Genomic DNA, 26,716 nt, shown 5'->3' with positions numbered 1-26,716 from the left:
CGAAGGACGGTCAGACGCGGGTCATACAGGCAAACGCGCTCAACGGAAAGCGGCGAGTTGTCCCTTGCCCGTCATGACATAAAGTGTGCTGTTGACGATCACTGGTGCAGACGCTGCCCCGCCCTTCAGCGCAGTCGTACCGACAAGCGCGCCGGATGCGGGATCGTAGCTGCGGATCTGTCCGTCGCTTGAGGCGACAACAAGACGGCCGCCTGCCAAGATTGGCCCGAAATGCGCGTAAATCTCGTCACGTTTGCGCAGTTTACGCGCTGTGTAATAGGGCAGCTCGACGCCCCAGATGCGCTCTCCGGTTTCACGGTCCAAACGCAGCAACTCGTTGCGATCAGACACAAGGAAGACACTGTCACCTGACGGCCAGACTGGCGAATAGGACCCTTCGCGCGCGGTCCAGATCCGCTCGCCAGAGGAGGCTTTCATCGCGACCAATCGCCCGGCTTGGTTCGCGGCATAGATCACACCGTCCACGATCACCGGGTCGCCTGTCACATCAGAAATGCTGGCGTAGGACACGCCTTTGCGTTGCCCAGCGACCGAAGACCCCCAGACACGGATGCCTGATTTCTTCAGTGCGCCGACTAATTCACCCGACCCGAAAGGGAAAACCACGACGCGCGGCGCGATCGCGGGGCCTGCGCCGCCATTGATCACAGCAGTCGACGGTGTGCCCGGCAGTTGCCATTTGATCCGGCCTTGCGCAGTGTCCAGCGCCCAAGCCTGGCTGTCTCGGCTCACAACATAGACCAGCCCGCCATCAATCGTTGGGGCAGAGGTGAGCGGCGCATCAAGCTTCTGGCGCCATTTCACCGCGCCGGAGGTTGCCTCCAGCGCGAACAATTCACCAAAGCCCGTGGTAACGAAAACAGTGCCATCCGCGAAGGCCAACCCGCCCCCGGTGGCGTCGCCATCTTTGTCGGTGGCCGGAACCAGCGCGCGGCTCCACAGCGACGCGCCATCTGAACCTGTCGCGACCACGTTGGACGCGCTGTCCAATGTGAAAATGCGGCCGCCCGCGACAACCGGATCAGAGGTGATACGCGATTTGCGGCTGTTGCCCTTGCCGATATTGGCGGTCCAGATCGGGGTCAGGTTTGTGTTCAGCGCGGGATGGGCGACAATGTGCGTGGTGCTCCCGCCGCGATGTGTCCATGAGGCGTGGTTGACTGTCGCGGGTGCACGGAACTCTCGCGTCAGGTTCACGCTGCCGCCTGCAACTCCGGTTGCGCCTTCGCTTCCAGGCAGCGGTGCGCGGATTTCGTAGCGCTCGCCGTCCAGAACCAGCTCTTCTTCGCTGCATGCGCCCAATGCCAGCAGCGCGCATAGTGCGACACCCGACAGTTTAGTCTTGGAAAATCTCAAGCCCATAGCCCCTGTTGACCCTCTCTCGTCCTGCTCTGCCACGCTGTTACCTCGCGTGGTCATGTGGTCCGTCTCGCGCTGCGTCCGTCTTCTACTGCGTCTCAGCAAGGTCGCCGCCCAAAGCCACAATCAACTCTGAGGCGCGACGTTGCAAGCCTGCTGTGATCTTTGCCGATTCCAGCAGCCCGCGGAGGATGGTAATCGCCTCGTCCGTATTGCCCGTTTCAGCGGCGATTAAGGCGAGCTGTTCTTCCGCCAAAGGCTGAAACGGAGCGCCGGGTGTTGCCAATGCCTCAAACGCCGCCCGGCGTTCTTCGACAGGGGTTTCCGGCGGCAAAGCCAAAGCGCGCTTAAACTTGGCAAGCGCGACATAAACTTCGGGGGCCCCGTCGGTTGCGATGACCTTGTCCAACCCAGCCAAACCGGCGTCCGATTTGTCGCCAGATAGCGCGTCAGCGGCCGCCAAGTGGCCCGCGATTGCGGCTTGCTGGGGATTTGCTGTCGGCACTGTTGCCAAAGTTGCGCCTGCATCATCGGCATCGATGCCTGCCAATAAGGCGTCGCCAAATGCTTCCGCTTCAGACTTGATCGTGGCTTTGCGATATTCGTTATAGGCGGCACTGCCAACGATCAGCAGTACAGCCGCCACGGCGACCCAGCCCCATTTCTTGATCATCGCGAACAGGCGGTCACGACGGACTTCTTCGGTTACCTCTTCGATGAAGCTGTCAGTTTGGCTCACAGGTGTTCTCCGCTTATCTGTTGCGCGAGGCATACCCCGAAGGGTTAAACCTTGCCAAGGGCAAAGGCGCATTGAAGATTTGAGGGGCCGCATTCAAATTTGCGACATTGCCCCTCTGAGCGCACAACTGATGCGCAAAACTGCGATTATCCTGCCCTTGCGGCCCTTGGCACAAAAATGTAATCTGAACCGGTCGGTTTAGCGTATTGCTATCGACAGCCCGTTGGACATAGGCCGAAAACGGCTTGAGGATTATAGAAATGCGCTTTTTCTCGATCGTCACTGCAATTGTGGTGACCCTCGTTCTTTATCTCATCGTATTCGAACGCGATCGTCTTTTGTCCTTTGCATCAGGCGACGCAGACGCGCCGGTTGAAGAGATCGTTGCCGAACAGCCTGCTTCATCCGAGAGTGACGAGGCGGAGCGCGTCGTGTCTGTCGTTGCCATGCGGTCTGCCGCTCAGGCCATCGATAACGCCGTCTTGCTGCGGGGTCGCACCGAAGCAGCCCGCCAAGTCGATGTGCGCGCCGAAACATCTGGCCTTGTCAGCTCGGAGCCGCTTCGCAAAGGCTCCTATGTCGAAGCCGGGCAGTTGCTGTGCGAGATCGCGCCGGGAACGCGTCAGTCGGCCTTGGCCGAAGCGGAGGCGCGCCTGCCTGAAGCAAAATCCCGCCTTCCCGAGGCCGAAGGGCGTGTGCTAGAGGCCGAAGCGCGCCTGAAAGAAGCTCGGATCAACGACAACGCCGCAAAACAGCTATCTGCCGACGGCTTTGCCACGGATGTGCGGGTGGCTGGAACACAAGCGTCGGTGCAATCCGCGCTTGCCGCCGTTGAAACAGCCCGTGCCGGTGTCGAAAGCGCCCGCGCTGGCATTCTGGGGGCAGAGGCGGCAATCGCGTCGGCCAGAAACGAAATTAGCCGACTTCAGATTAATGCACCCTTCGCAGGGCTGCTGGAAACCGACACCGCAGAACTTGGCGCCCTGATGCAGCCCGGCGGGCTCTGTGCCACGATCATTCAGCTGAACCCGATCAAACTCGTGGCCTTCGTTCCAGAGACCAATGTCGCCAAAGTTGAGGTCGGTGCGCGCGCGGGGGGGCGTACAACGGCGGGCCAAACCGTTGAGGGCCGCGTGACCTTCATGTCGCGCTCCTCCGACCCCGAAACCCGCACGTTCCGTGTCGAGATCACTGTCGACAATAATGACCTTGCCCTGCGCGATGGCCAGACCGCCGAAATCATCATCGGTGCAGAGGGACAGAAAGCCCATCTGTTGCCTGCCTCTGCCCTCACCCTGAATGATGAGGGTGCACTTGGCGTGCAACTAGCGACGGAAGACAACAAGGCCAGCTTTGCTAAAGTCTCAATTTTGCGCGACACGGCGCAAGGCATGTGGGTCGCGGGTCTGCCAGAGGAAACTGCCGTTATCATCGTCGGGCAGGAATACGTCACTGACGGGGTCACTATCAAAACGACCTACTCGGAGCCGAAATCATGACTAGTCTGGTCGATTGGGCAGGCGAACGCGCACGCATGATCATCGCCTTCATCATCATGTCAGTGGTGATCGGGGCATTCGCCTATAAGGGGCTTCCGAAAGAGGGTGAGCCGGATATCGAGATTCCGGCCCTGTTCGTCTCCGTCCCCTTCCCCGGTATTTCTGCCGAGGACAGCGAGAAGCTGCTTGTGAAGGTCATGGAAGCCAAGCTTCAGGACCTCGACGGGCTAAAAACCCTGTCCGGCACCGCCGCCGAGAACTATGCGGGCGTGGCCATGGAGTTCGAATTCGGCTGGGACAAAACCAAGATCCTCGCCGATGTGCGCGACAAAATGGGACAGGCTCAGGCCGAATTCCCTGAAGGCGCTGAGCAATACAACCTTGTCGAGATCAACTTCTCCGAGTTTCCGATCATCATCGTGTCGCTGTCCGGCGACCTGCCAGAGCGCACACTGCTGCGCGTCGCCAAGGACTTGCAGGACACGATTGAGGCAATGCCCCCGATCTTGGAGGCGGGCCTTGCGGGCCACCGTGACGAAATGCTGGAGGTCATCATCGATCCGCTGGCGCTGGAGGCGTATAACGTCTCCGCTGGGGAGCTGATCAATGTCGTCAACAACAACAACCTGCTGATCGCAGCTGGCGAAGTCGAAACCGCTCAAGGCGCGTTCTCGGTAAAAATCCCCGCGTCGTTCGACGAACCGCTGGACGTCTACGAGTTGCCAATCAAGGTGAATGGCGACCGCGTGGTCACCCTTGGCGAGCTGGCCGACATTCGCCTGACCTTCGAAGACCGCACCGGCACCGCCCGGTTCAACGGCAACGACACTGTGGCGTTACAAGTGGTGAAGCGCAAAGGTTTCAACATCATCGACACTGCGCAGCTGGTGCGTGACACCGTCGCCGATGCGCAGGAAGACTGGCCGCAGGAACTGCGAGAAGCGATCCGTGTTGACGTGACGCTTGACCAGTCCAAGACCGTTGGCAACATGGTCCAGCAGCTCGAAGGGTCGGTTTTGACCGCCATTGCCTTGGTGATGATCGTCGTGCTGGCGTCCCTTGGCACGCGCTCCGCCCTGCTGGTGGGCTTCGCCATTCCGACGTCCTTCCTACTCTGTTTCATTCTTCTGGGGGTCATGGGTATTTCGATCTCCAATATCGTGATGTTCGGGCTCATTCTGGCTGTGGGGATGCTCGTCGATGGCGCCATCGTTGTGGTGGAATATGCTGATAAGGAAATCGACTCGGGCAAGGGCCCGATGGATGCCTTCACCACCGCGGCCAAGCGGATGTTCTGGCCCATCGTGTCTTCCACCGCGACAACCCTGTGTGCCTTCCTGCCGATGCTGTTCTGGCCAGGTGTGCCTGGCGAATTCATGGGAATGCTCCCGGTCACGTTGATCTTCGTGCTGTCCGCTTCATTGATCGTGGCTCTGATCTACCTGCCCGTCATGGGGGGCGTGTCGGGGCGTATATCGCGCCTGATCAACCGCGCGTCCAACTTCTTACGCGGCTTTAACATTATCATCCGGTTGGTGCTGGCGGCTGTTGCGATGCTGGGCTTGTTCGTTGCCGCAATGCAGGTGCTGAACCCCAGCTACCTGCTGCCCATCCCGCGCGGCCAAGGCGGCGCCCTTGTCATGGTCTTCGGGGGCGTGTTGTTCACGTTTATGGCCATGTTCGCCTCCGCCGCGATGGGCGCGGTGTCCCGCCCCCGTCGCGAACGGCGCATCAACGCAGGCTACCGCCGGACGCCGTTTGGTCACTTCATCAAGTTTATCGCGGGTAACCCGATTATGCCGCTCGTGGCAATCGGCGCTGTCGGCTTCTTTGTGGCCGTGACCTTCATGACATTTTCGGCCAACAATAACGGGGTCGAGTTCTTCGTCGAATCCGAAACTGAACAAGCGATCATCTACGTGCGTGCACGCGGCAACCTGAGCCTTCAGGAAAAAGACGAGCTAGTGCGGCAGGTCGAGGAACAGATCGCCACGGTTGACGGCATCGACTCGATTTTTGCCTTCGCGGGCCAAGGCGGCTTGGATACCAACACAGGTGGTGCAACCGGCCCGCTGGATACGGTCGGCCAAATTCAGGTGGAGCTGGCGGAATGGGGCAACCGCCGTGATGACAAGGTTATCCTTGAAGAGATGCAAGCCAAGATGGATACGATCCCAGGTATCTATACAGAAATCCTGAGCCAAGACCGTGGCCCCGCAGGCGGCAAGCCGGTGAACCTGCGCCTCAAGGGCGACAATTGGGAAGACCTGAAAGAGGCGACGCGTATCGCCCGCGCCAAGTTCGAGACCATCGAGGGCCTCATCACAATCGAGGACACGCTGCCCCTGCCCGGCATCGACTGGCAGATCGACGTCGATGTGGAGGCCGCGGGCCGTTACAAGGCCGATGTCGCAACGGTCGGTGCCATGGTGCAGCTGGTCACACGCGGGTTGTTGCTCGATACCATGCGCGTTGACAGCTCGGACGAGGAAATCGAAATCCGCGTTCGTCTGCCAGAGGAAAGCCGCGTGCTGTCCACGTTGGACAATCTCAAGGTGCGCACGCCGGATGGGTTGATCCCGCTGTCAAACTTTATCACCCGCAAGCCGGTGGCTAAATTAAGTCAGATCGACCGCATCGATCAGCAACGCTTCTTCGACGTGAAGGCCGATGTGACGCCCGGGCTGGAAAATGCAGATGGCGAGATCATCAACGCCAACGAACGGATCGCATTCATCACCGACTGGCTTGAGACAGAGAAGCCCCTCCCCGCCTCCGTCACCTTTGAATGGGCTGGCGACACCGAGGAGGAGGCCGAAAGCCAAGCCTTCCTTGGCAATGCGTTTCTTGCGGCGCTTGGGTTGATGTTCATCATCCTGCTGGCGCAGTTCAACTCGTTCTACAACTCGGTGCTGGTGCTGCTGGCCGTGGTGCTGTCGACCACCGGCGTGCTGATCGGGATGCTGGTCATGGATCAGGCGTTTTCCATCATCATGACCGGCACGGGGGTGGTCGCCCTTGCGGGGATCGTGGTGAACAACAACATCGTGCTGATCGACACCTATCAGGAATACTCGCGCTACATGCCGCGGCTGGAGGCGATCACCCGCACCGCCGAGGCCCGCATCCGCCCTGTTCTGCTGACAACGATCACAACTATGGCAGGCTTGGCACCTATGATGTTCGGGCTGTCGCTTGATTTCATCGGCGGCGGCTACTCCGTCGACAGTCCCACCGCCCTGTGGTGGAAGCAGCTCGCAACTGCGGTTGTGTTCGGCCTTGGCGTGGCAACGGTGCTGACGCTGGTGTTGACCCCTGCCATGCTGGCGCTGCGGGTGTGGATTTCTATCGGGGCCTATGCGTCGGTCCGGCAGTTGCGCGCACTTGGCGGGCGGGGCTCGCAAACCGCGCGTGATCTGGCGCTGAACCGCAACGCACGCAAAGTACGTGATCCGTTGATACTTTGGTCAGACCCAACCGAGCCCGAGGCTGTCGATGTTTTCACAGACACCCGCCAAACCGTAAAAGCCGCCAAAGCCAAGCTGGCAAAATCGGCAACCGAGGCAGACGCAACCGTACCAGAGGCGGAGCAGGCAGAAGCCAAAGGCGACGACCCCGACAAGGGGCCAAAACCGCCACGGCTGCGCGCGGCGGAATAGAGCTCAGGGGCTTCAAAAGCCCTTGACCTCTCCGCCGCCATGTCTCACCCAGAACTTATGGGAACCGGAACTCTACAGATTGACCTGAACGCGTTGGTTGAAAACTGGCGCGCCTTGGATCGCCAAACTGCGACCGAAACGGGCGCCGTGGTCAAAGCCGACGGGTACGGGCTTGGTGCAGGCCGCGTGGCGAAGGCTTTGGCTGGCGCTGGCGTGCGCACGTTCTTTGTTGCCGTGGTCGAAGAGGTCGCAGCCCTGCGCGCGGTGCTTGGACCTGATCCCGTTATCAACGTCTTCTCCGGCCATATGGAGGGCGACACCCAGGCGCTGGCCGATCTTGGCGCCATCCCGATGCTGAATTCGCCCGAGCAGGTCGCCCGTCACAAAGTTCGCCTTCCCAATCATCCGTTCGGACTGCAAATCGATACGGGCATGAACCGGTTGGGCATTGAAACCTATGACTGGTCCCCAGAGATGAGCCGCGACGCCACATTGGTGATGTCGCATCTGGCCTGCGCCGACGAGCCGGATCATGCGGGCAACAAGGCCCAGCTCCGGGCATTTTTGGACATGACCGCAGGCATTCTTGCGCCGCGCTCTTTGTCAGCCACCGGCGGCACCTTGTTGGGACCGGAGTACCATTTCGATTTAACGCGCCCCGGCATTGGCCTGTATGGCGGCTTGCCCTTTGCGGGGGCGTCCCCGGTGGCGCGGCTTGATCTGCCGGTGGTGCAAACGCGCAGCGTTAAACCGGGTGAGCCAGTGGGCTATGCCCACGCGTTTATCGCCGAGACGCCGCGCATCATCGCGACCGTTTCTGCAGGGTATGCGGATGGCCTGATCCGCGCCTTGTCGGGCAAAGCGACCCTGTTTGCAGGCGACATTCCCTGCCCGCTGGCCGGTCGGGTGTCGATGGATTTGCTGACGGTTGATGTCACACATATTGAAGACATGCCCGACCATCTGACGATCCTTGGCCCGCAGCAGACTGTGGACCAATTGGCCGATGCGGCCGGTACAATCGGCTACGAAATCCTCACGTCTCTCGGGCATCGCTACAAGCGGGCCTATTCGTGAGCCGTATCCTCACCCCATTGGCCATTCTTGGTGCGCTGACATTGTCGGCGCTGGCGGCCCTTGGGCGTCTGGCGATCTTCACCGGTCAAACCTTCGCCCATATGGTCCGCCCGCCCTTCTACTACAAAGAGTTCGGCGCGGCGCTGTTGAATGTAGGGTACTTCTCCCTGCCCGTCATCGGCCTGACCACGCTGTTCACTGGTGGCGCGTTGGCGTTGCAAATCTACGCAGGTGGCGCACGCTTTAACGCGGAAGCCGTAGTGCCCCAGATCGTCGCCATCGGCATCGTGCGCGAGCTTGGCCCCGTCATGGTCGGCCTAATGATTGCCGCGCGCGTGACCTCTTCCATCGCCGCTGAGATTGCAACGATGAAAGTGACGGAGCAGCTCGACGCGCTTGTGACGCTCTCCACCCATCCAATGAAGTATCTGACCGTTCCACGTGTGCTGGCAGGGATCATCGTGGTGCCGCTGCTCGTCGCCGTCGGCAACATCATCGGCATTATGGGCGGTTGGGCGGTCGCGGTGGGCACGCTGGACTTCAACTCCGCCACTTACCTGCAAAACACCGCTGATTTCCTTGAGGCGTCGGATGTCATGTCCTCGTTGGCCAAGGGGGCCGTCAATGGCGGGATCGCGACCTTGATGGGCTGCTATTACGGCATGAACTCCGGTCGCGGCGCTATGGGCGTGGGCAAGGCCACCAAAGGGTCGGTTGAGGCCGCAGCCGTTTTGATCCTTGCCGCCAACTTCATTCTGACAGGGATCTTCTTCACGTCATGATCCGGTTTGAAAACGTCCATAAAGCTTTTGGCTCCAACCGCGTGTTGCGCGGGGTGAACCTGCATATCCCTAAAGGGGAGAGCATGGTGATCATTGGCGGTTCAGGCACCGGTAAATCCGTGGCGCTGAAGTCAGTGTTGGGGCTGGTGACGCCTGATAGCGGCACCATTCTGGTCGACGGCAAAGATTCGACCAAAGGCGACCACGACGCCTTCCTCGCCCGGTTCGGGATGCTGTTCCAAGGAGGCGCCTTGTTCGACAGCCTCCCCGTTTGGCAGAACGTGGCCTTCCGCCTGATGCGCGGCTCGCTCAAACGCCCTGCCGAAGAAGCCCGCGCCATCGCCGTCGAGAAGCTGCGCCGCGTGGGACTTAAAGAAGAAGTGGCCGATCGCTACCCTGCCGAGCTGTCAGGCGGGATGCAGAAACGCGTGGGCCTCGCCCGTGCTATCGCCGCCGAGCCGGAAATCATCTTCTTCGACGAGCCGACCACAGGGCTAGACCCGATCATGGCTGGCGTGATCAATGATCTGATCCGCGAAATCGTGGTGGAGATGGGGGCGACCGCCATGACCATTACCCACGATATGTCCTCGGTCCGCGCCATCGCCGACAAGGTTGCGATGCTGCATGACGGGGTGATTCAGTGGACGGGTCCGGTCTCCGATCTGGATAACTCCGGCGACCCTTATGTCGCGCAATTCATCTCGGGCAGCGCCGAAGGGCCGATTGAAGCCGTCCGCTAGGGGTATCGTTTCCAAGGCGGAAACAATTCAGGCAATCTCTCAAGATTTTGCGGCACCCATCTGAAACTACGCCATATTTTGGACAAATTTCCCCGTAGCAAATCGGCGGTTTTTCGCTACTATGAAGTAATGATTTTTTAACCAGTACCTTTGGGGGGTGTCTGAGATGACTGGTGCAAACCAGACCTGGCTGCAGCTCCAGCAGTTTTTTCAACGCGTGGCCTTGGTCGCCGTTATCTTGTTTTCCTGCGTCGTTGTCGGTGCCACGCTTGCCGCAGCCGTGGGCTTGGCACCATGGCTCAGCTTTACCGCAAACTATGGCGAAACAGTTGTGCCTTATGCGGGCATGGTGACGCAGATATTCCTTGCGGCCCTCGCGATTTCGCTTTTGTTCTACCTTCCTTCGAACCGTCGCATCCTTGAGCTGGAAAAATCGCATCGTCAGTTCCATATCTCGATGGAAGATGTCACACGCGCCTATCTGACCGCCCACAAAGCGGACAAAGAACAGCTCTTCTCGCTGTCGTCAGAATTCGATTCCGTCCGCGAACGCATCATGCACCTTCGCGATCATCCAGAGCTTCACACGCTGGAACCCTCGGTTCTGGAAGTCGCCGCTCAGATGAGCCATGAGTCCCGCAATCTGGCTGGCGTCTATTCGCAAGAGAAAGTCGAACGCGCCCGCACCTTCCTGCGCCAACGTCAACGCGAGATCGAGGATTACCGCGAGCAGATCGCGATGGCCCAGCAAACCTGCGCCGACCTGAAGCGCTGGTCGCAGCAGGTCAATGTCGAAGACAGTGTGGTCTCGGCTCAGATGCAGCGGCTTGAGGCTGATCTGGCTGAAATCCTGCCACTGATCGGATACGAGATGGCCGACGCGCCAGAGCCGGAGAATGTCGTCCCTTTGCCCAAACCAAAATCCTCGGACAAGAGCGCAGGCTAAGCATAAAGAGCGCTTGAGTTTTTCGCCCAAGCGCGGTTCAAAGGCGCCATGTTCTTGAAGATCGCCAATCTGTCGCTTCTGCTGCTGTTTCCGATTGCTTGGGTCGCCCCGCTTTTGAAGGCGGGGCTTTTGCCATTCTTTTCACTGTCGGAAATATCGGTGCTGACGGGCATTCAGACGCTTTGGGCCAAGGACGTCGTTCTGGCATTGATCGTGACCTTCTTCGCACTGGTTGCGCCCTATCTCAAAACCATCGGGCTGGCATTGATCCAATTCCGCCTCGCCTCTCCACGGCTGCTGCCCGCAATCACGTTGATGGGTAAGCTGGCAATGGCCGATATCTTCTTGATCGCGCTCTATATCGTGCTGGCCAAAGGCGTCGGTGTCGGGCGAGTGGAAACAGGCTGGGGGCTCTACCTGTTCACCGCCTGCGTTCTGGCATCGCTCGCCATATCCTTCATGAGTGCGCGCAAGTGATTGATATCCTGCATTTCATCCTCGGCATCACCGCCGCGGTGGCCTTTAGCCTAGTGGTTCTGGCGCAACTGGTTTGGCAAGGCTATCGGGTTTACGCAGGCCCAACTTGGCTGAAACCCGTTGCCTTTGGCATTTTGGCAGCAACCGCCGCCGTCATTGCCCCGCCCTATGGATACCAAGATCTTGACCGGGCAATGGTCGCCACCTTGCTGCTCTTTCCGCTTTGCCTTATCACACTGGCCGCAGATCCGGGGTATTGGAAGCTGCTTTCGCTGGGCTACCTGATCGCCGCGTGCATCGTGATGACCGCGCTGTTCCAAGCTGCAAGATAACGCGCCATGTTCCTCCTTTTCGCCATCGTCATTGCTGCACTGATTTTCGCGGCCTTCATCTGGCAGGTCTACCGCGCGGTCACGACCTCCGGCCTGATCCGCGCCAATGCGGCGGGTCTGAGCATCGCGACCTTGATGATTATGGCATCTGTGTCTCTGGGCAGCTTCCCTCTGCTGATCATCGGCGCTGCGCTCTGCGTGGTTCTGGCCCCTATCGCCATCTGGGCCGACCCGCGCTGGTCCAAACTGTTGCCCTTGGTGCATCTTGGCCTTGGACTTTACATCATTATCAACTTGCCTGCCCAATTCGCCTGAGCCACAACACCCGCCATGGCAAAGCAACCAACCCACAAATGCACCGAATGCGGCGCGGTCCACTTCAAATGGTCCGGCCAATGTGACGCTTGCAACGCATGGAACTCCATCGTTGAGGAAGCCCCCTTGTCCACCGGGCCGGGCAAAAAATCCTTGGGGGCCATGCGAGGCAAGGCGTTGGAGCTGTCCGACCTAAATTCCAAGGACGATCCGCCCGCTCGGACTGCCTCTGGCGTGACCGAACTGGACCGCGTTTTGGGGGGCGGCTTGGTCGAAGCGTCTGCCATTCTGGTTGGCGGCGATCCAGGGATCGGCAAGTCCACTTTGCTGTTGCAGGCCGCAGCACGGTTCGCGCGCAACGGGATGCATGTGATCTATGTATCTGGCGAAGAGTCGGCAGAGCAAATCCGCATGCGCGCCGCCCGCCTGAAGCTGTCAGAAAGCCCAGTGCGACTGGCAGCCGAGACCAACCTGCGCGACATCCTCACCACCTTGGACAAAGAACGACCGAAGTTGGTGATCATCGATTCAATCCAAACAATGTGGTCCGATCAGGTGGACAGCGCGCCCGGCTCTGTCAGCCAAGTGCGGGCCGCCTGTCACGAGCTGGTCACCTTCGCCAAACGCACCGGCACGGCGATCATCCTTGTGGGCCACGTGACAAAGGAAGGCGCTTTGGCTGGCCCGCGCGTGGTCGAGCATATGGTGGACACCGTGCTGTATTTCGAGGGCGAGCGCGGCCATCAGTTCCGCATCCTGCGCGCGGTGAAGAACCGCTTTGGTCCCTCCGATGAGATCGGCGTGTTCGAAATGACAGGCCGCGGGTTGGCGGAAGTTACCAACCCCTCTGCCCTGTTCCTCAGTGATCGCGATAAACCCGCCCCCGGCTCGGTGGTGTTTTCCGGCATCGAGGGCTCCCGCCCCGTGCTGACCGAGATCCAAGCGCTCGTAGCTCCGTCGCCGAATCCCCAAGCGCGGCGCACGGTTGTCGGGCTGGACAGTCAGCGCTTGGCGACCATTCTGGCGGTGTTGGAATCACGTTGCGGAGTGCCGTTTGCAGGCTTGGATGTCTATTTGAACGTCGCTGGCGGCATGCGGGTGATTGAACCTGCCGCCGATCTGGCTGTTGCTGCGGCGCTACTTTCGGCCCGCGAGGACGTGTCTTTGCCCCCTGAATCCGTGGTTTTTGGTGAAATTAGCCTCTCAGGTGCGCTAAGGCAGGTCACACAGGCGGAAAACCGGTTGAAAGAGGCGTCCAAACTGGGCTTTACCTCCGCAATCGGCCCGGAGCAGAAAAAGCTGCCACGGGTAGACGGAATGACACTGCGCACGATGCCTGATCTGGCAACCTTCGTGCAGGAACTATTTGGCACCGATCCGGCGCCCTAGGAGAGAGACGAGATGGAAGGTTTCACGATTATTGACGGCGTCGCCGCTGGGGTCATCGTCATCTCGGCGATTCTCGCCTATTCGCGCGGTCTGGTCCGCGAGGCACTGTCGATTGTAGGCTGGGTCGCGGCTGCGGTCGTTGCTTATATCTTTGCCCCGCAAGCCGTTCCCCTTGCAAAAGAAATTCCCTATCTCAACACGCTGATCGAAGGCTGCGAGCCGGCGACGATCACCGCTTTCGCGCTGGTCTTTGCTGTGGCGCTGGTCGTCGTGTCGATCTTCACCCCGATCCTGTCGGGCGCTGTGCAGCGCTCGGTGCTAGGCGGTCTGGACCAAGGTCTCGGCTTCCTGTTCGGCGTCGCGCGCGGGGCTCTGCTGGTGGTTGTGGCCTTTGTGATCTACGACCGCGTGGTTGCCGATCAGGCTATTCCGATGGTCGACGATTCGCGCACGGCCAAAGTCGTGGCACAGATGTCCGGCTCGGTTGACGAGGTGATCCCCACTGACGCCCCCGGCTGGATTGTGGGAACCTATGAAGATCTGATCAGCCACTGCACCGAAACAACTGGTCAATCTGACGCATAAGAGCCAAGACTGCTTAATAAACTTGCGTTAATGCTTCATTGCTATATCGCTACTTAGAACCGCCCCAGAGAGACGGACGTAGCAGTATGTTCCAAGACCCCAACGCGCCCGAGGCGCTCACCCTGCCTGCTGGCGCCCCTGCCAAAGTTTGGATTCGCCATCTGGCGAAGTACCGCGATCCTGATCCGGTGCGCTCTGGGTTCGAGTTGGCGGTGACGCTGTTGCCGTTCGTCGCGATTTGGGCTGCCGCTTGGGCGATGTTGTCGGTCAGCTACTGGCTTGCTGTGGCACTTGCGCTGGTCAACGGGCTGTTTCTGGTTCGCATCTTCTGTATTCAGCACGATTGCGGGCATGGGTCATTCTTTTCCAATTCAACGTTGGGCGACTGGGTCGGACGGGCTTTGGGCGTACTTACCATTACGCCGTATGATGTCTGGCGCCGCAGCCACGCGATCCATCACGGGGCCGCAGGTAACCTTGATGCGCGTGGGATGGGCGATATCGACACTCTGACCGTGGCCGAATACGAGGCCCGCAGCTGGTTCGGACGTTTGAAATACCGCGCCTATCGTCACCCGATTACGCTGTTTTTGGTTGGACCCGCCTTCGTGTTCTTCTTCGAGCAGCGCCTACCCGTAGGTCACATGCGCGATGGCGCGAAATACTGGGTGTCCGCGATGGGCACTAACGTTGGCATCGCCATTGCCCTTGGCTTGATCGTCTGGTTTGGCGGCATCATGCCATTGTTGCTTGTCTTCGTTCCCTCGACCATGATGGCCGCTGCCCTTGGCGTTTGGTTGTTCTACGTCCAGCACCAATTCGAAGAAACGCATTGGGATCACAAAGAACACTGGCAGGTCCACGAAGCGGCCCTCCATGGCTCTTCCCACTATATCCTGCCTCCAGTGTTGGCATGGTTCTCGGCCAATATCGGCATCCACCATGTGCACCATCTTTATTCCCGCATCCCGTTTTATCGTCTGCCCGAAGTGCTCAAAGACCATGAGCAACTGGCAGAGGCGAACCGCCTGACGATCCGCGAAAGCATCAAAACCGTTGGGCTGCAATTGTGGGATGAGAAAAACCGCCGCCTGCTGTCCTTCCGTGACGCGCGTCGCGCCCGTTTGGCTGCAACGTAAGTTACAGATACGGACGCATCTGGTCGAAGATGGCCGCTGCCCACATCTCGTAAACCTCCGGTCCGGGGTGAAACCCGTCCTTAGACATCTGATGTGGCTCTAGGCTTTCGGCCGCCTTCACATGATAGCATCCGTCCATCCCGTCGAGCATTTTGATCAATGCACGGTCCCAGCGACGCCCCTGCTCCGCCAGAACCCAGCGAAGCGGATCCGGCAGCAGTGGAAAAGATCCGATCGGCGGCATCCCTGAAACGAACACTTGTGTGCAGCCGAATTCCTGCTGAAGCCGCTCACACAGCTCACGCTGATGCCCCAGCCAGCGCCGCAGCGTGGCCCCTTTGGTCACGTCATTGACCCCAAGCGCAGTTACGGCCATGTCGAAAGGGCCGGTTTCCTCTGCGGATAATCGGGCCAAGGTCGCCGCTGTGGTCGCCCCGCTCACCGCATTCAGTCGCCAATGGACCTTGCGCGTTTCGGCCAGCGTTCGCGTCAGATGGCCCGTTATGGCGTCCCGCTGATGGGCCACGCCAACCCCTGCGGCGGAGCTATCGCCAAGGATCAGCAAACGCAGCTCAGGGCCTTGCCCGACGATGCCCTCGCGCGGGCCATCAGGTTCGGGCAACTGACGCGCTGTCGTGCGGGCGCGCCAGCCTTGGGCCGCCAGAATCGGCAGCAAGGCCAGCTTGACGGCCGCGTCACGCATCGCGCCAGTGCCCTTGCTCAATCCCCTCCAGCGACCAGTCCCCCACTTGCACGCGGATCAGACGCAAGCACGGGTGGCCCACAGCGGCGCACATACGACGCACTTGGCGGTTGCGCCCCTCGGTGATGCTGAGGCGCAGCCAGCTGTCGGGCACAGTCTTTCGCACCCGCACAGGCGGGTCACGCGGCCAGAGCCAGTCTGGGGCTTCCACCTGTTCCACCTTCGCGGGGCGCGTGCGCCCGTCCTTCAGCACGACACCATTACGCAAAGCGGCGATCGCAGCTTGCTCGGGAAGTCCCTCAACCTGAACCAGATAGGTTTTGGCAGATTTGAACTTGGGATGTGCAATGCGCGCCTGCAACTTGCCGTCATCGGTCAGAACCAACAGGCCCTCACTGTCGCGATCAAGGCGCCCTGCGGCATAAACTTTTGGAATATCGATGTAATCTGACAGGGTTGCGCGCGCCTGCCCGTCGGTGAATTGCGACAGAACCCCATATGGTTTGTTGAAAAGGATGACCCGAGACATGTGATAATCTTCGCATGCGCCTCTTCTGGTCGCAACGGGGCAAAGGCCCGTGACTTCCCAGCTCAAAACCCGTATCCCTTGTCACGAACTTGTCACGCGGATTCGGAGCTGCCCCAAATGACGCATGCGGACCACGACCAAAGCCCAGAGCCTTGGCTCACCAACCCGTTCGATGACGATAAACTTAAAGAAGAATGCGGCGTATTCGGCGTCATCGGAACAGCCGACGCGTCCAGCTTTGTCGCGCTTGGCCTTCATGCGTTGCAGCACCGTGGCCAAGAGGCCGGTGGCATCGTGTCCTATGACGCCGAGGTCGGATTTCAGCAGGCCCGCCGCTTTGGCTATGTGCGCGACAACTTCACATCTCACAAGGTGATGGAAACCCTTCCGGGCGAATTGGCCATCGGCCACGTGCGCTACTCCACCGCTGGCAACAAAGGCCAGACCGCTATTCGTGACGTGCAGCCCTTCTTCGGGGACTTCTCCTTGGGCGGCGCGGCGATTGCGCATAACGGCAACATCACCAATGCTGTGGCCTTGCGCAAAGAGCTGGTCGAGCGCGGCTCGATCTTCCAGTCCTCCAGCGACTCGGAATGTATCATCCACCTGATGGCACGCTCCATGGGGCGCACCATACCGGACCGCATGGAAGAGGCGCTGCGCAAGGTCGAAGGCGCATTTTCTGTCGTGGCCATGACCCGCACCAAGCTGATCGGCCTCCGCGACCCGTTGGGCGTGCGCCCGCTGGTGCTGGGGAAAGTCGGGGACGGCTGGGCGCTGTCTTCGGAAACCTGCGCGTTGGATATCATCGGCGCAGAATTCGTCCGCGAGATCGAGCCGGGCGAAATGGTGGTGATCACCAAAGCGGGCGTTGCCAGCCACTTCCCGTTCCGCCCTGCCAAGTCGCGCTTTTGCATCTTCGAGCATGTCTATTTCTCCCGTCCGGACTCGATCCTTGGCGGGCGGTCTGTCTACGAAACCCGCGAAAACATTGGCCGCGAATTGGCCAAGGAAAGCCCCGTGGACGCCGATCTGGTCTGCCCCGTGCCCGATTCCGGCACACCGGCCGCCATCGGTTTCAGCCTAGAGAGCGGCATTCCCTACGCGATGGGGATCATCCGCAACCAATATATGGGCCGGACCTTCATTGAGCCTACCGAGCAAATTCGGAACATGGGTGTGCGCCTGAAGCTCAACGTCAACCGCGCGCTGATCAAGGGCAAACGGGTGATCTTGGTGGATGACTCCGTTGTGCGTGGCACGACCTCTCGCAAGATCAAAGAGATGATCCTTGATGCAGGGGCCGCTGAAGTCCACTTCCGCATCGCGTCGCCGCCAACAGCATGGCCATGCTTTTACGGCGTCGACACCCCGCAACGTGAAAAACTGCTGGCGGCGACAATGTCCGAGGAAGAGATGCGTGAGCATTTGGGTGTCGATAGCCTGAAATTCATCTCGCTCGACGGGCTCTATCGTGCGGTGGGTCAAGCCAAACGCGACAACAAAAGCCCGCAATATTGCGATGCGTGCTTCTCGGGTGAGTACCCGATTGCACCAAGTGACCAGATCACAAATGGCTTTGTGCTGAAGACCGCAGCAGAGTAAATCCCGGCTCACTGCCGTGAGACAGGCCAGAGGCATCTGACAGTCGGCCTCACGAAAATGCTGCGCTGCGGCAAAAACCCGCTTACGCAGGCAAAGCCCGCTTTCCATTCGACGCCACGCCCCTTATCTGCCGACCGCTAGACGCGTTCAGCGACAAGGACAAAGACCGTGACCGAAACGACCGAAACCCCCATCGAGGCCCTGAAAGCCGCAACGGAAGACAGCACGCTGCCGTTGACCCAACTGGCGCTCATCGGGACCGTAGAGAGACCAGGCGAAACCCGCGCTCTGATGCGGCATGGGAACAACCGTATCGAAATTGTGGCAACTGGCGATGTGATCGACGGTCGCAAAGTCGTAGCGATCGAGACAGGCTTGGTGATCCTAGCCCGTGAGGGAAGCACCGAGCGGTTCGTAATCCCAGAGCGCGAAGCGGAAGAACAGCAGCTTGGCGCGGCCTGAGTGTCACGCAACGCACGCAAGCCTAACGCTGTCTTAAGGCAGCTGGCATAAACCCCACCTCGGATCCAACACGCCGCGTGGAACCACGACCCTCCGCACGGCACCTGAAACCCACGTGACCGCGGTATCGGCATTTCAACCGGTACCATCGCGCCTCACCGGTGAACCGAAGCGGGCCTTACGCCCCCGCAATGATGCGCCCCTGACAGTTGGGGTGTCGCGCAGCCACATACCTTGTTTCAAGGCGGCCGCCTCTTTTTCACCTCCGAGACCAACAAAAACGCCGCCCCCAATCACTTGGGCGCGGCGCTAAAATCTTAGGAAGGGCGAACCCCGCCTTATTTTGCGAGAAGTTTCATCCCGCCAGCAACGGCCAATGCGGCAAGCACAGCTTTCACAGCATCGCCCAGCAGGAACGGAGTTGCGAAGGCGCTCAGCACTTTGTCAAAGCTCAGACCGGCCCAGCCAGCTTCAACGCCGGTGGCCTGTGCCACGCCCAGTGGCCATGCAAGACCCGGCACGTAGATGAGAGCAGCAGCAGCAAGCGAAGCGACCAGCATTGCCACCATACCGCGACCGGCGGCGAGACCAGCAACATAGGCCATCGCGACGAAGCCTAGCAGGAAGCCAGCCGTTGGGCCAGCCATGTAAGCAGGGCCCGCGCCCATGTTGGCGAACACTGGCAAGCCGGATGCGCCCTCAGCCAGATAGGCCAGAACGGTAACGGCACCAAGGCGCGCACCGAAGGACAGACCAACGATCAGGATGGCCAGCGTTTGCAGGGTCATCGGCACAGGGAAAAACGGTACGCTCACTTGCGCAGCCAGTGCGATAAAAAGCGATCCGCCGACGACGAGCGCCAGTTTTTTGGTGAAAGTGTCTGCCCCGAAAGCGGCTTGGGTCAAAGTCATGGCTGTTCCTCCAGCGTTATACGTTACGATCTTTTTCGGCAGCGCAGCATGGAAAGTCAAGCAAATGGGCTTGATCCGCGCCCCTGCCAGTGAGAAAGACGCGGCTATGACAGATCAAACTCAGAAAATCGCCCTGGTTACAGGTGCGTCGCGTGGCCTTGGGGCCGCAATGGCTGAAGCGCTGGCAGGCCGTGGCTATCATGTGATCGCCCTCGCCCGCACCGTTGGCGGGTTGGAAGAGCTCGACGACCGGATCAAAGCAGCGGGCGGTAGTGCCACCTTGGTGCCCGTAGACATCAATGACGACGACGCGATGGCGCAGATTTGTCATTCCATCCATGACCGTTGGGGCCATGTGGACCTGTTGGTGCATGCGGCGATCCATGTGCCGCCCCTTGCCCCGATGGAGCATGTGGACGCCAAGGATCTGGACAAAACACTGGCGACGAACATCCGCGCCACCGCGCGATTGATCCTGAACACCACACCGCTGCTCAAGGCTGCCGAAACTGGTCAAGCGGTGCTGTTCGACGACCCGGAACAAGCCGACAAGTTCCATGGCGCCTACGGGCTGACCAAAGCCGCTCAGATGCGCATGGCGGCAAGCTGGCGCGACGAGACGGCCAAGACTGGCGTGGCTGTGCACATGCTCATCCCTGCCCCGATGCCGACTGCGACACGTGGGCGGTTTTATCCGGGCGAGGATCGCAGCAAATTGGCTGACTGCCATGCGGAGGCTGCGCGTCTCTTGGACCAATTGTCCCTCTGAGGCCCTAATCCTGCCAAATTGGGCGCGTAAAGCTCGCGCCCATGAAACGCGTTCTACTTTCTCTTTTGATGCTCTGCGCTTCGGCGCAGCCGTCTCTTGTGGCCAAAGAAGCATCCCCCCATCAGGCCTTGGACACGCCGTCTGAGGTGTTGCCTTGGCAAGCGGTGGGACGGCTTGATCTGGGGCGGTCGGGCTTTTGCACTGGCGCATTGATCTCGCAAACCTTGGTGCTGACGGCGGCGCATTGCGTTTACGACAATCGCACTGGCAGGCTTCGTGACGCAGAGGATATCGTCTTTCGCGCCGGTTACCGCCAAGGGCGATCTGCCGCCAACCGCAACGGCAAGCGCTTTGTGGTGCATCCAGAGTATGACTATGGCGGCGGCACCAACACCTATTCCGAAATTGCCACCGATGTGGCCGTGATCGAGTTGGAGCACCCGATCAACAGCGCCGCGATCCAGCCGTTCCGCACCCATCGCAAGCCGTCTGCCAATGACCGCGTGATGGTCGTCTCCTATGCGCGCGGGCGGTCCGAGGCGCCGTCACTGGAAGACGGGTGCAAGATGACCCACGCTGCTGCGGATGTGTTGCACTATACCTGCGACATCGACTTCGGCTCCTCCGGTGCACCTGTCTTCGTGATGACCCACCAAGGCCCGCAGATCGCATCTGTAATGTCATCGAGTGGTCAGCGCGGCAGTCGCGAGGTTGCCCTTGGCGTCGCTATGGGGCCCTCGGTCGACAGGATGATCCGGCAATTGCAGACGTCGAACGCCAAATCCAAATTCGTCAAAGTCGGCGGGCAGACCCGCTCCACCGGCGTCGTGACATCGCGTTTGCCGCAGATCACAAACTAAACACATCGCACCTGACATGGCCTGACTGCCGTTGCCATCGTGCAATGCCTTGACCATTGTCAGGACTGATCCCGCACGTTTGGGCCCGATATGCGCAGCAGCAAAACCATCCACGTCGTTTCCTGCCATGCCGAAGGTGAGGTTGGGGATGTCACCACGGTTGGGGACACGCCTGCCATCATCCCTGAGATCACCGGCCGCGCTTGGATCACTGGCACCCGTCAGCACATGCTTGATCCTGACGATCCTTGGCCCGAAGGCTACCGGCTGACGGATACGTGGCCGTCCTACACCGACTAACCCGCTATTCGGTCAGCAAATCCGATTCTTGCGGCCGACTGCTAATAATAGAGGTCGCGATACCATTTCTCTTTATATCGCAGTGAATTTCTGGTCTGATAGTGCTATTGAAGGAGACGCATTATGAGTGACTTGAGCACAAAAACCCCGCTCGACATCAGCTATGATCAATCTGAGGGACGCCTTGTCATTACGACACCCGGCGGTCTGGTCGTGCATATCGAGGATCCGAAAGAGGCGAAAGCCCCGTCCAAAACGCCTGATCTGGTGATCACCCCTGACGAGGACAGCTTGCGCATTAACGCCCGCCAGTCCCTGTCGGTGAACTCGATGGGCCACCTGCACCTGTCCGGCCAGGAAGGCGTGACCATTAACAGTGGCGGCGACGTCACACTGATGGCGGATCGCAACGTGACCAGTGCCGCGGGCGAGACGATGACCCTGAACGCCACCGACATCAAAGCCGACGCGACCAAAACCTTTACCGGCGGAAGTGGTGAGGAATCGACGCTGATTTCCGAAGGCGAGACCATCGTGCGCGGCGCGATGATCCGCATCAATTAAGGAGGCGTTGACATGCCCCCCGCAGCCCGTCTTGGCGACAACCACGTCTGCCCCATGGTCGATCCCGGCCCAAAGCCCCATGTTGGTGGCCCGATCTCCGGCCCCTGCGCGCCCAATGTGCTAATCGGCGGCGCACCTGCCGCCGTGCTGGGCGATATGTGCGTCTGTGTCGGCCCGCCCGACACGATATCGGCAGGTTCCAGCAAGGTGATGATCAACAACAAACCCGCCGCCCGCATGGGCGATGCAACCGCCCATGGCGGCAAGATTGTGGTTGGCTTTCCGACTGTTATTTTCGACTAATTACAATCGGTTCGGGGCGGAACTTCTATTAAGGAACCGCCTGTCACTCCACACCGAAATGGACCGCGAACGGATCGTTCGCGGGGTCGGTTTGGCGTACATACTCGGAATGGGTCGCAGCCTCTTCGGCGGCATTGGTCCCGAGCAGATGCTCGACAACTGCCAAGCTCATATCCATTCCCGCTGTCACCCCTGACGAGGTAAAAAACGTTCCGTCCTGCACCCATCTGGCACGCCCTTTCCAATCGACCGTCTCTCCAAACTGCGTGACCCAATCGAAGTTGAGTTTGTTCGTGGTCGCAGACCTGTTCTCAAGCAGTCCGGCATTGGCAAGGAAAGCTGCCCCCGTGCAAACCGACATGACCGCTTCGGCCCTGCTCGATGCGCGGGTGAGCCAGTTCAGAAGGCCCGCATTTTGGATTTGATCCCACGTTCCCGGACCGCCTGGCACAAGAATGAGGTCATAAGGGCGTTCGTCTTGGAACCTGTGATCAACTTTAATCTGTTGCCCATGCCGACTGGTCACGTGTCCTGAGGTCTGCGCCACCATCGAGATGTGAAACGTATCGCGGACGGAGCCGAGCATTTGCACAGGGCCGAACAGATCCAGCGTCTCGAACCCGTCAAAGACCAAAGCCCCGATGCTGCGGGTCTGACTACCCTGCATGATCTGACCTTGCTTCAAGACATGTCGGTTGGGTGCCATAGATGCGCTTTTCCGACGCTGGATACTTCTGCAAAAGCTTTGCGGGTCGGACCGGGCGGGTTGTGAAGTTTCCACCACAGTTCGGGCAGGCTCCGTTCAGACGCGTCTCGACGCAATCGGCGCAAAACGTGCACTCGAAGGTGCAGATGCGCGCATCGGCGGCCTCTGGCGGCAAGTCCTTGTCACAGCATTCGCAGTTGGGCTTGAGTATCATCAACGGCTTTCTCCTCTTGTTTCCACTAGCATATCCTCACCGCATTTGGCATGAATGACAGTATGACCTCAATTTCAGCCAAAACAGTGGTGTTCATCGTCTTCCCGAACGTCAAGCTGCTGGATCTGACAGGGCCGATGCAAGTCTTCGCGGACGCCAATCTGGACTGTGCGGGGCGGTACGACGTGAACGTCGCCGCGCGTCTGGGCGGAGATGTCTGCACTGACGCTGTCATACCGATTTCAACGACGCCGTTTTCTGACCTGCGCTCAATGGACATCGACACGTTGATTATCGCCGGAGGCTCTGGCGCATTCGGCGCGGCTGAGGACCGCGACTTTCTGGACGACATTCGGGCATTGGCAGCAAGAAGCCGACGCGTGGGATCAGTCTGCACAGGAGCGTTTATCCTCGCACATGCGGGCTTGTTGGCGGGACGGTCGGCCGTCACCCACTGGGAGTCTTGCGACAGGTTCCGCGAGACGTTTGACGACATCACAGTCGAGGACGATGCAATCTACGTCAAAGACGGGAATGTCTGGACCTCGGCGGGGGTAACGGCTGGCATAGACATGAGCCTTGCGATGGTAGCGGAAGATTTCGGGCGACAGTCCGCACTGGCTTTGGCGCGGTCTTTGGTGTGCTACATGGTGCGCCCGGGCGGCCAGTCGCAGTTCAGCACGACATTGCGCCAACAAAGCGCGGGGGCGTCCGGCAGGTTTGATGAGCTGAATGCGTGGATTGCCAGTAACCTGACGACGACGTTGTCGGTTGAAGACCTAGCGGACAAGGCGGCGATGAGTGCCCGCAACTTTGCGCGGCTTTACAAAATACACACGGGGCGTTCGCCCGCGAAAGCTGTGGAACAGATGCGCGTGGATGCCGCGTGCCGCCTTTTGGAGGAGACCGACCTTCCGCTGACCTCAATCGCCAAGGCGTGCGGCTTTGTCGACGACGAGCGGTTGCGGCGCGCAGTCACACGGGCGCATAACATTGCGCCGGGGGAATACAGGCAACGGTTCGGACGCGGCACTTAGGCGGCTTCTGCTTCTTCCGCCTGCTGGCGATGCCACAGCGACGCGTAACGCGCCTCAATGGACAAAAGCTCCTCATGGGTGCCCTGCTCTACCACCACGCCGTTCTCCAACACCACGATCATATCCGCATCGGCAATCGTCGATAGGCGGTGGGCGATGGTGAGAGTGGTACGGCCTTGGGACATCTCTTGAAGAGACTTCTGGATGTCGGCTTCGGTCTCTGTATCAAGGGCAGATGTCGCCTCGTCGAGCAGCAGAATCGGCGGGTTCTTCAGCAAGGTGCGCGCGATGCCCACCCGTTGCTTTTCGCCGCCAGACAGCTTCAGGCCGCGCTCCCCCACGGCGGTCTCATAGCCTTCGGGCAGGTCCATGATGAAGTCGTGAATTTTGGCGGCCTTCGCGGCATCCTCGATCTCGGCGCGGGTTGCACCAGCCTTGCCGTAGGCGATGTTGTAGAGGATCGTATCGTTGAAGAGCACAGTATCCTGCGGCACCACGCCGATGGCGTCATGCAGGCTTTCCTGTGTCACGTCGCGGACGTCTTGGCCGTCAATCGACAGGCTGCCGCCATTCACGTCATAGAACCGGAACAACAGCCGCCCGATGGTGGATTTACCCGACCCTGACGGCCCGACGATAGCCACCGTCTGCCCCGCCTGCACTTCCAACGAAACGCCTTTAAGAATGGGACGCGCGGCGTCATAGCCGAAATGAACGTCATGGAGCCGCACGGCCCCGTCCGTGACTTTGAGCTCCGGTGCGTCTGGCTTGTCGTTCACTTCTGCGGGTTGTTCGAGCAGGTTGAACATCTCGGCCATGTCGACCAAAGCCTGACGGATTTCGCGGTAAACGGTGCCAAGGAAGTTCAGCGGCATAGTGATCTGGATCATGTAGGCATTGACCATGACAAAATCCCCGACCGTCAAAGTGCCGTCCTGAACGCCCATGGCGGCCAAGACCATCACTGTGACCAAGCCCGCGGTGATCAACACGGCCTGCCCGAAGTTCAGGAAGGCGAGTGAGTAAGAGGTCTTAAGAGCCGCGGCCACATAGCCTTCCATCGCGCCGTCGTAACGGGCGGCTTCGCGTTTCTCGGCACCGAAATACTTCACCGTCTCGAAGTTCAGCAGGCTGTCGATGGCTTTTTGATTGGCGTCAGTGTCCTGATCGTTCATCTGTTTGCGAATTTTCACCCGCCATTCGGTGACCGCGAAGGTGAACCATGTATAGAGCGCAATCGTGCCAACAACGACCACCAAGTACCAGATATTAAAGACAAAGGCCAAGATAACGGCAATCATCAGAAGCTCTAGGATCAACGGCCCGATGGAGAAGAGCAGGAAGCGCAGCAGGAATTCCACGCCCTTCACGCCCCGCTCCACGATACGGCTGAGGCCACCTGTTTTACGGGTGATGTGGTAGCGCATGGACAGGCGGTGAATGTGGGTAAACGTCTCCAGCGCCAACATGCGCAGCGCCCGTTGGCCAACCAGCGCGAACACCACGTCGCGCAGCTGCTGGAAGCCGATATTCATCACCCGCGCCATACCGTAAGCCACGGTCAGCCCGACCGCGCCCAAGGTCAGCATCCACGCGGCGTCGCTTGCATCCCCCGACAGCGCGTCGACCGCGCCCTTGTAGAGCACCGGCGTGCCGACCGCGACAAGCTTGGAGATAATCAGGAAGGTCAGCGCAAACACGACGCGCCGCTTCACCCAAGGCTGATCATCCGGCCAGAGATAGGGGACAACTTTGCGAACGACATTGAAGCCGTCCTTGCGCAAATCTTGGTTCATGCGGGCGTCGGAGACTTCGGTAACCATATTAAGCAGGCTTTCTGGAGTGTGGGCCACTCAACTTAGGGCCACCCCGCACGAAGGACCAGAGGGACGCGAAAAGAAAGCGCAACTTGGGTGAGGTTTCGGCGATTTGCTTGCCGTGACCCGAACTCCGACAAGGCAGCGCCTATATTATTGTTTATGTGGTCGACGGAACCGTATGTCTTGGCCGTATAAGAAAAAGTTGCACTGGTCAGGATCACAAAATGATACGCACATTCACCATGATTTCGCTTTTATGCGGCCTGACGGGCACGGCCCTGAGCGCCGAGACGTTTTCCGCGGACGTTTGGGCTGACAACTGGTTCGAGATGCGGATCAACGGCACACAGGTTGCCGAGGACAGCGTACCGATCACCACCGAGCGATCCTTCAACGCTGAAAGCTTCGACTTCGAAGCAGTGCGGCCCTTTGTGATCGGGATCGTTGCCAAGGATTTCAAAGAGAACGACTCCGGTTTGGAATATATCGGCACGAGACGACAGCAGATGGGAGACGGCGGGCTAATCGCGCAAATCAAGGACGCCGCTGGCAATCCGGTTGTCGTCAGCAGTGCCGATTGGCAGTGTCTTACCATTCACACAGCTCCTGTGAACAAATCCTGCGAGAGCGAAAGCAATCCCGTTGCGGGTGAAGGGGCCTGCGCATTTGAAGCGATGGATGAGCCGGAAGGCTGGGATACCGCTGGTTTCAATGCATCGGACTGGCCGCAGGCCAACAAGTTTTCCGAACGCGCCGTGAGCCCCAAGGACGGTTACGATCGGATCAACTGGGACAAGGACGCGGCTTTGATCTGGGGGCCGGATCTGGAACAGAGCAACACAGTCTTGTGCCGCATCACGGTGGAATGATC

At 59.6% G+C, this 26,716-nt stretch carries 29 protein-coding genes; 21 read left to right on the top strand and 8 right to left on the bottom strand.

All coding sequences use genetic code 11. The annotated features are described in order from the left end of the window. Nucleotides 1–39: 39 nt before the first annotated feature. Together BM352_RS10785 and BM352_RS10780 are read right to left on the bottom strand one after the other, a co-directional pair. A complete protein-coding gene (locus tag BM352_RS10785) occupies nucleotides 40–1,383 on the bottom strand; it encodes a PQQ-like beta-propeller repeat protein (protein ID WP_090216618.1) in 1,344 nt (447 codons plus the stop codon). A gap of 85 nt (nucleotides 1,384–1,468) precedes the next feature. After that, nucleotides 1,469–2,119: a hypothetical protein gene (locus BM352_RS10780; protein WP_090216615.1), complete on the bottom strand. Its 651-nt coding sequence runs from the start codon at nucleotides 2,117–2,119 to the stop codon at nucleotides 1,469–1,471. Between the two features lie 260 nt (nucleotides 2,120–2,379). Between BM352_RS10780 and BM352_RS10775 the strand changes: the two genes are divergently transcribed. The 12 genes from BM352_RS10775 (at nucleotide 2,380) to BM352_RS10720 (ending at nucleotide 15,062) form a co-directional block, all read left to right on the top strand. Next, complete coding sequence (locus BM352_RS10775) at nucleotides 2,380–3,618, top strand: efflux RND transporter periplasmic adaptor subunit (RefSeq protein WP_090216613.1); 1,239 nt, start codon at nucleotides 2,380–2,382, stop codon at nucleotides 3,616–3,618. Further along, complete coding sequence (locus BM352_RS10770; protein WP_090216611.1) at nucleotides 3,615–7,277, top strand: efflux RND transporter permease subunit; 3,663 nt, start codon at nucleotides 3,615–3,617, stop codon at nucleotides 7,275–7,277. Before BM352_RS10775 ends, BM352_RS10770 begins: the two co-directional genes overlap by 4 nt. Nucleotides 7,278–7,334: 57 nt before the next feature. Then, nucleotides 7,335–8,354 (top strand): alanine racemase, encoded by a 1,020-nt coding sequence (alr, locus tag BM352_RS10765; protein WP_090220149.1) that lies wholly within the window; start codon nucleotides 7,335–7,337, stop codon nucleotides 8,352–8,354. A gap of 5 nt (nucleotides 8,355–8,359) precedes the next feature. Continuing rightward, nucleotides 8,360–9,136, top strand: a complete 777-nt coding sequence (locus BM352_RS10760) for an MlaE family ABC transporter permease (RefSeq protein WP_090220154.1) — start codon at nucleotides 8,360–8,362, stop codon at nucleotides 9,134–9,136. Then, nucleotides 9,133–9,879 (top strand): ABC transporter ATP-binding protein, encoded by a 747-nt coding sequence (locus BM352_RS10755; RefSeq protein ID WP_090216609.1) that lies wholly within the window; start codon nucleotides 9,133–9,135, stop codon nucleotides 9,877–9,879. Before BM352_RS10760 ends, BM352_RS10755 begins: the two co-directional genes overlap by 4 nt. A gap of 166 nt (nucleotides 9,880–10,045) precedes the next feature. After that, nucleotides 10,046–10,825: a DNA repair protein gene (locus tag BM352_RS10750; protein WP_090216607.1), complete on the top strand. Its 780-nt coding sequence runs from the start codon at nucleotides 10,046–10,048 to the stop codon at nucleotides 10,823–10,825. A gap of 48 nt (nucleotides 10,826–10,873) precedes the next feature. Next, entirely contained in the window at nucleotides 10,874–11,302 is a 429-nt protein-coding gene (locus BM352_RS10745) for a paraquat-inducible protein A (RefSeq protein ID WP_090216605.1), read from the top strand. Continuing rightward, nucleotides 11,299–11,634, top strand: a complete 336-nt coding sequence (locus BM352_RS10740; RefSeq protein ID WP_090216603.1) for a hypothetical protein — start codon at nucleotides 11,299–11,301, stop codon at nucleotides 11,632–11,634. The genes BM352_RS10745 and BM352_RS10740 overlap by 4 nt, the downstream gene beginning before the upstream one ends. A 6-nt stretch (nucleotides 11,635–11,640) precedes the next feature. After that, nucleotides 11,641–11,949, top strand: coding sequence for a hypothetical protein (locus tag BM352_RS10735; protein ID WP_090216601.1), 309 nt, complete (start codon nucleotides 11,641–11,643; stop codon nucleotides 11,947–11,949). Nucleotides 11,950–11,964: 15 nt separating this feature from the next. Beyond that, on the top strand, nucleotides 11,965–13,338 hold the full coding sequence (radA, locus tag BM352_RS10730) for a DNA repair protein RadA (RefSeq protein ID WP_090216599.1): 1,374 nt from the start codon (nucleotides 11,965–11,967) through the stop codon (nucleotides 13,336–13,338). Between the two features lie 12 nt (nucleotides 13,339–13,350). Continuing rightward, complete coding sequence (locus BM352_RS10725) at nucleotides 13,351–13,923, top strand: CvpA family protein (protein WP_090216597.1); 573 nt, start codon at nucleotides 13,351–13,353, stop codon at nucleotides 13,921–13,923. 86 nt (nucleotides 13,924–14,009) lie between these two features. Then, complete coding sequence (locus BM352_RS10720) at nucleotides 14,010–15,062, top strand: fatty acid desaturase (protein ID WP_090216594.1); 1,053 nt, start codon at nucleotides 14,010–14,012, stop codon at nucleotides 15,060–15,062. Nucleotide 15,063: 1 nt separating this feature from the next. Here BM352_RS10720 and BM352_RS10715 read toward each other — a convergent pair whose 3' ends face one another. Then, nucleotides 15,064–15,765: an SGNH/GDSL hydrolase family protein gene (locus BM352_RS10715; RefSeq protein ID WP_090216591.1), complete on the bottom strand. Its 702-nt coding sequence runs from the start codon at nucleotides 15,763–15,765 to the stop codon at nucleotides 15,064–15,066. Further along, nucleotides 15,758–16,294 carry an rRNA large subunit pseudouridine synthase E gene (locus BM352_RS10710; RefSeq protein WP_090216589.1) on the bottom strand — a complete coding sequence of 179 codons (537 nt, stop codon included), beginning with the start codon at nucleotides 16,292–16,294 and terminating at the stop codon, nucleotides 15,758–15,760. Before BM352_RS10710 ends, BM352_RS10715 begins: the two co-directional genes overlap by 8 nt. 117 nt (nucleotides 16,295–16,411) lie before the next feature. On the opposite strand from BM352_RS10710, the gene purF reads away from it, so the two are divergent. Both purF and BM352_RS10700 read left to right on the top strand, forming a co-directional pair. Beyond that, nucleotides 16,412–17,899, top strand: a complete 1,488-nt coding sequence (gene purF / locus BM352_RS10705) for an amidophosphoribosyltransferase (protein WP_090216587.1) — start codon at nucleotides 16,412–16,414, stop codon at nucleotides 17,897–17,899. A 168-nt stretch (nucleotides 17,900–18,067) separates the two neighbouring features. Then, nucleotides 18,068–18,361: a hypothetical protein gene (locus tag BM352_RS10700; RefSeq protein ID WP_090216585.1), complete on the top strand. Its 294-nt coding sequence runs from the start codon at nucleotides 18,068–18,070 to the stop codon at nucleotides 18,359–18,361. A gap of 338 nt (nucleotides 18,362–18,699) precedes the next feature. Here BM352_RS10700 and BM352_RS10695 read toward each other — a convergent pair whose 3' ends face one another. Next, nucleotides 18,700–19,272, bottom strand: coding sequence for a biotin transporter BioY (locus BM352_RS10695; RefSeq protein WP_090216581.1), 573 nt, complete (start codon nucleotides 19,270–19,272; stop codon nucleotides 18,700–18,702). A gap of 106 nt (nucleotides 19,273–19,378) precedes the next feature. Between BM352_RS10695 and BM352_RS10690 the strand changes: the two genes are divergently transcribed. The 5 genes from BM352_RS10690 (at nucleotide 19,379) to BM352_RS10670 (ending at nucleotide 22,068) form a co-directional block, all read left to right on the top strand. Next, the gene (locus BM352_RS10690) at nucleotides 19,379–20,041 is read left to right on the top strand and encodes an SDR family NAD(P)-dependent oxidoreductase (RefSeq protein ID WP_090220146.1); all 663 of its coding nucleotides are present in this window, start codon (nucleotides 19,379–19,381) and stop codon (nucleotides 20,039–20,041) included. 41 nt (nucleotides 20,042–20,082) lie between these two features. Beyond that, complete coding sequence (locus tag BM352_RS10685; protein WP_090216579.1) at nucleotides 20,083–20,901, top strand: trypsin-like serine peptidase; 819 nt, start codon at nucleotides 20,083–20,085, stop codon at nucleotides 20,899–20,901. Between the two features lie 108 nt (nucleotides 20,902–21,009). Next, nucleotides 21,010–21,201 (top strand): proline racemase family protein, encoded by a 192-nt coding sequence (locus BM352_RS10680; RefSeq protein ID WP_425434554.1) that lies wholly within the window; start codon nucleotides 21,010–21,012, stop codon nucleotides 21,199–21,201. A 123-nt stretch (nucleotides 21,202–21,324) separates the two neighbouring features. Continuing rightward, nucleotides 21,325–21,765, top strand: coding sequence for a hypothetical protein (locus tag BM352_RS10675; protein ID WP_090216569.1), 441 nt, complete (start codon nucleotides 21,325–21,327; stop codon nucleotides 21,763–21,765). A gap of 12 nt (nucleotides 21,766–21,777) precedes the next feature. After that, the gene (locus BM352_RS10670; RefSeq protein WP_073140996.1) at nucleotides 21,778–22,068 is read left to right on the top strand and encodes a PAAR domain-containing protein; all 291 of its coding nucleotides are present in this window, start codon (nucleotides 21,778–21,780) and stop codon (nucleotides 22,066–22,068) included. Nucleotides 22,069–22,111: 43 nt separating this feature from the next. Here BM352_RS10670 and BM352_RS10665 read toward each other — a convergent pair whose 3' ends face one another. Together BM352_RS10665 and BM352_RS10660 are read right to left on the bottom strand one after the other, a co-directional pair. Next, nucleotides 22,112–22,774, bottom strand: coding sequence for a DJ-1/PfpI family protein (locus BM352_RS10665; RefSeq protein WP_245780971.1), 663 nt, complete (start codon nucleotides 22,772–22,774; stop codon nucleotides 22,112–22,114). Continuing rightward, complete coding sequence (locus BM352_RS10660) at nucleotides 22,725–22,988, bottom strand: DUF1272 domain-containing protein (RefSeq protein ID WP_245780970.1); 264 nt, start codon at nucleotides 22,986–22,988, stop codon at nucleotides 22,725–22,727. Before BM352_RS10660 ends, BM352_RS10665 begins: the two co-directional genes overlap by 50 nt. A 62-nt stretch (nucleotides 22,989–23,050) precedes the next feature. Here BM352_RS10660 and BM352_RS10655 point away from each other — a divergent pair, with 62 nt between their 5' ends. Further along, nucleotides 23,051–24,025, top strand: coding sequence for a GlxA family transcriptional regulator (locus BM352_RS10655; protein ID WP_090216563.1), 975 nt, complete (start codon nucleotides 23,051–23,053; stop codon nucleotides 24,023–24,025). On the opposite strand, the gene BM352_RS10650 is transcribed toward BM352_RS10655, so the two are convergent. Continuing rightward, nucleotides 24,022–25,821 (bottom strand): ABCB family ABC transporter ATP-binding protein/permease, encoded by a 1,800-nt coding sequence (locus BM352_RS10650; RefSeq protein ID WP_090220142.1) that lies wholly within the window; start codon nucleotides 25,819–25,821, stop codon nucleotides 24,022–24,024. The two genes, BM352_RS10655 and BM352_RS10650, sit on opposite strands and share 4 nt — an antisense overlap. Before the next feature lie 248 nt (nucleotides 25,822–26,069). Between BM352_RS10650 and BM352_RS10645 the strand changes: the two genes are divergently transcribed. After that, nucleotides 26,070–26,714 carry a PEBP family protein gene (locus BM352_RS10645; RefSeq protein WP_090216561.1) on the top strand — a complete coding sequence of 215 codons (645 nt, stop codon included), beginning with the start codon at nucleotides 26,070–26,072 and terminating at the stop codon, nucleotides 26,712–26,714. Nucleotides 26,715–26,716 lie beyond the last annotated feature (2 nt).

Origin of the sequence: Litoreibacter janthinus (genome assembly GCF_900111945.1) — a bacterium.
In the GTDB taxonomy this organism is placed as follows: domain Bacteria; phylum Pseudomonadota; class Alphaproteobacteria; order Rhodobacterales; family Rhodobacteraceae; genus Litoreibacter; species Litoreibacter janthinus.
This window is presented reverse-complemented; position numbering and strand designations above follow the sequence as displayed.

What these genes read in the sequence shown, in the direction of transcription:
- BM352_RS10785 (WP_090216618.1), bottom strand. Translation starts at nt 1,383, where the DNA reads ATGGGCTTGAGATTTTCCAAGACTAAACTGTCGGGTGTCGCACTATGC.
- BM352_RS10775 (WP_090216613.1), top strand. Translation starts at nt 2,380, where the DNA reads ATGCGCTTTTTCTCGATCGTCACTGCAATTGTGGTGACCCTCGTTCTT.
- BM352_RS10770 (WP_090216611.1), top strand. Translation starts at nt 3,615, where the DNA reads ATGACTAGTCTGGTCGATTGGGCAGGCGAACGCGCACGCATGATCATC.
- alr (WP_090220149.1), top strand. Translation starts at nt 7,335, where the DNA reads ATGGGAACCGGAACTCTACAGATTGACCTGAACGCGTTGGTTGAAAAC.
- BM352_RS10755 (WP_090216609.1), top strand. Translation starts at nt 9,133, where the DNA reads ATGATCCGGTTTGAAAACGTCCATAAAGCTTTTGGCTCCAACCGCGTG.
- BM352_RS10750 (WP_090216607.1), top strand. Translation starts at nt 10,046, where the DNA reads ATGACTGGTGCAAACCAGACCTGGCTGCAGCTCCAGCAGTTTTTTCAA.
- BM352_RS10745 (WP_090216605.1), top strand. Translation starts at nt 10,874, where the DNA reads ATGTTCTTGAAGATCGCCAATCTGTCGCTTCTGCTGCTGTTTCCGATT.
- BM352_RS10735 (WP_090216601.1), top strand. Translation starts at nt 11,641, where the DNA reads ATGTTCCTCCTTTTCGCCATCGTCATTGCTGCACTGATTTTCGCGGCC.
- radA (WP_090216599.1), top strand. Translation starts at nt 11,965, where the DNA reads ATGGCAAAGCAACCAACCCACAAATGCACCGAATGCGGCGCGGTCCAC.
- BM352_RS10725 (WP_090216597.1), top strand. Translation starts at nt 13,351, where the DNA reads ATGGAAGGTTTCACGATTATTGACGGCGTCGCCGCTGGGGTCATCGTC.
- BM352_RS10720 (WP_090216594.1), top strand. Translation starts at nt 14,010, where the DNA reads ATGTTCCAAGACCCCAACGCGCCCGAGGCGCTCACCCTGCCTGCTGGC.
- BM352_RS10715 (WP_090216591.1), bottom strand. Translation starts at nt 15,765, where the DNA reads ATGCGTGACGCGGCCGTCAAGCTGGCCTTGCTGCCGATTCTGGCGGCC.
- BM352_RS10710 (WP_090216589.1), bottom strand. Translation starts at nt 16,294, where the DNA reads ATGTCTCGGGTCATCCTTTTCAACAAACCATATGGGGTTCTGTCGCAA.
- purF (WP_090216587.1), top strand. Translation starts at nt 16,412, where the DNA reads ATGACGCATGCGGACCACGACCAAAGCCCAGAGCCTTGGCTCACCAAC.
- BM352_RS10695 (WP_090216581.1), bottom strand. Translation starts at nt 19,272, where the DNA reads ATGACTTTGACCCAAGCCGCTTTCGGGGCAGACACTTTCACCAAAAAA.
- BM352_RS10690 (WP_090220146.1), top strand. Translation starts at nt 19,379, where the DNA reads ATGACAGATCAAACTCAGAAAATCGCCCTGGTTACAGGTGCGTCGCGT.
- BM352_RS10685 (WP_090216579.1), top strand. Translation starts at nt 20,083, where the DNA reads ATGAAACGCGTTCTACTTTCTCTTTTGATGCTCTGCGCTTCGGCGCAG.
- BM352_RS10675 (WP_090216569.1), top strand. Translation starts at nt 21,325, where the DNA reads ATGAGTGACTTGAGCACAAAAACCCCGCTCGACATCAGCTATGATCAA.
- BM352_RS10670 (WP_073140996.1), top strand. Translation starts at nt 21,778, where the DNA reads ATGCCCCCCGCAGCCCGTCTTGGCGACAACCACGTCTGCCCCATGGTC.
- BM352_RS10665 (WP_245780971.1), bottom strand. Translation starts at nt 22,774, where the DNA reads ATGGCACCCAACCGACATGTCTTGAAGCAAGGTCAGATCATGCAGGGT.
- BM352_RS10660 (WP_245780970.1), bottom strand. Translation starts at nt 22,988, where the DNA reads ATGATACTCAAGCCCAACTGCGAATGCTGTGACAAGGACTTGCCGCCA.
- BM352_RS10655 (WP_090216563.1), top strand. Translation starts at nt 23,051, where the DNA reads ATGACCTCAATTTCAGCCAAAACAGTGGTGTTCATCGTCTTCCCGAAC.
- BM352_RS10650 (WP_090220142.1), bottom strand. Translation starts at nt 25,821, where the DNA reads ATGAACCAAGATTTGCGCAAGGACGGCTTCAATGTCGTTCGCAAAGTT.
- BM352_RS10645 (WP_090216561.1), top strand. Translation starts at nt 26,070, where the DNA reads ATGATACGCACATTCACCATGATTTCGCTTTTATGCGGCCTGACGGGC.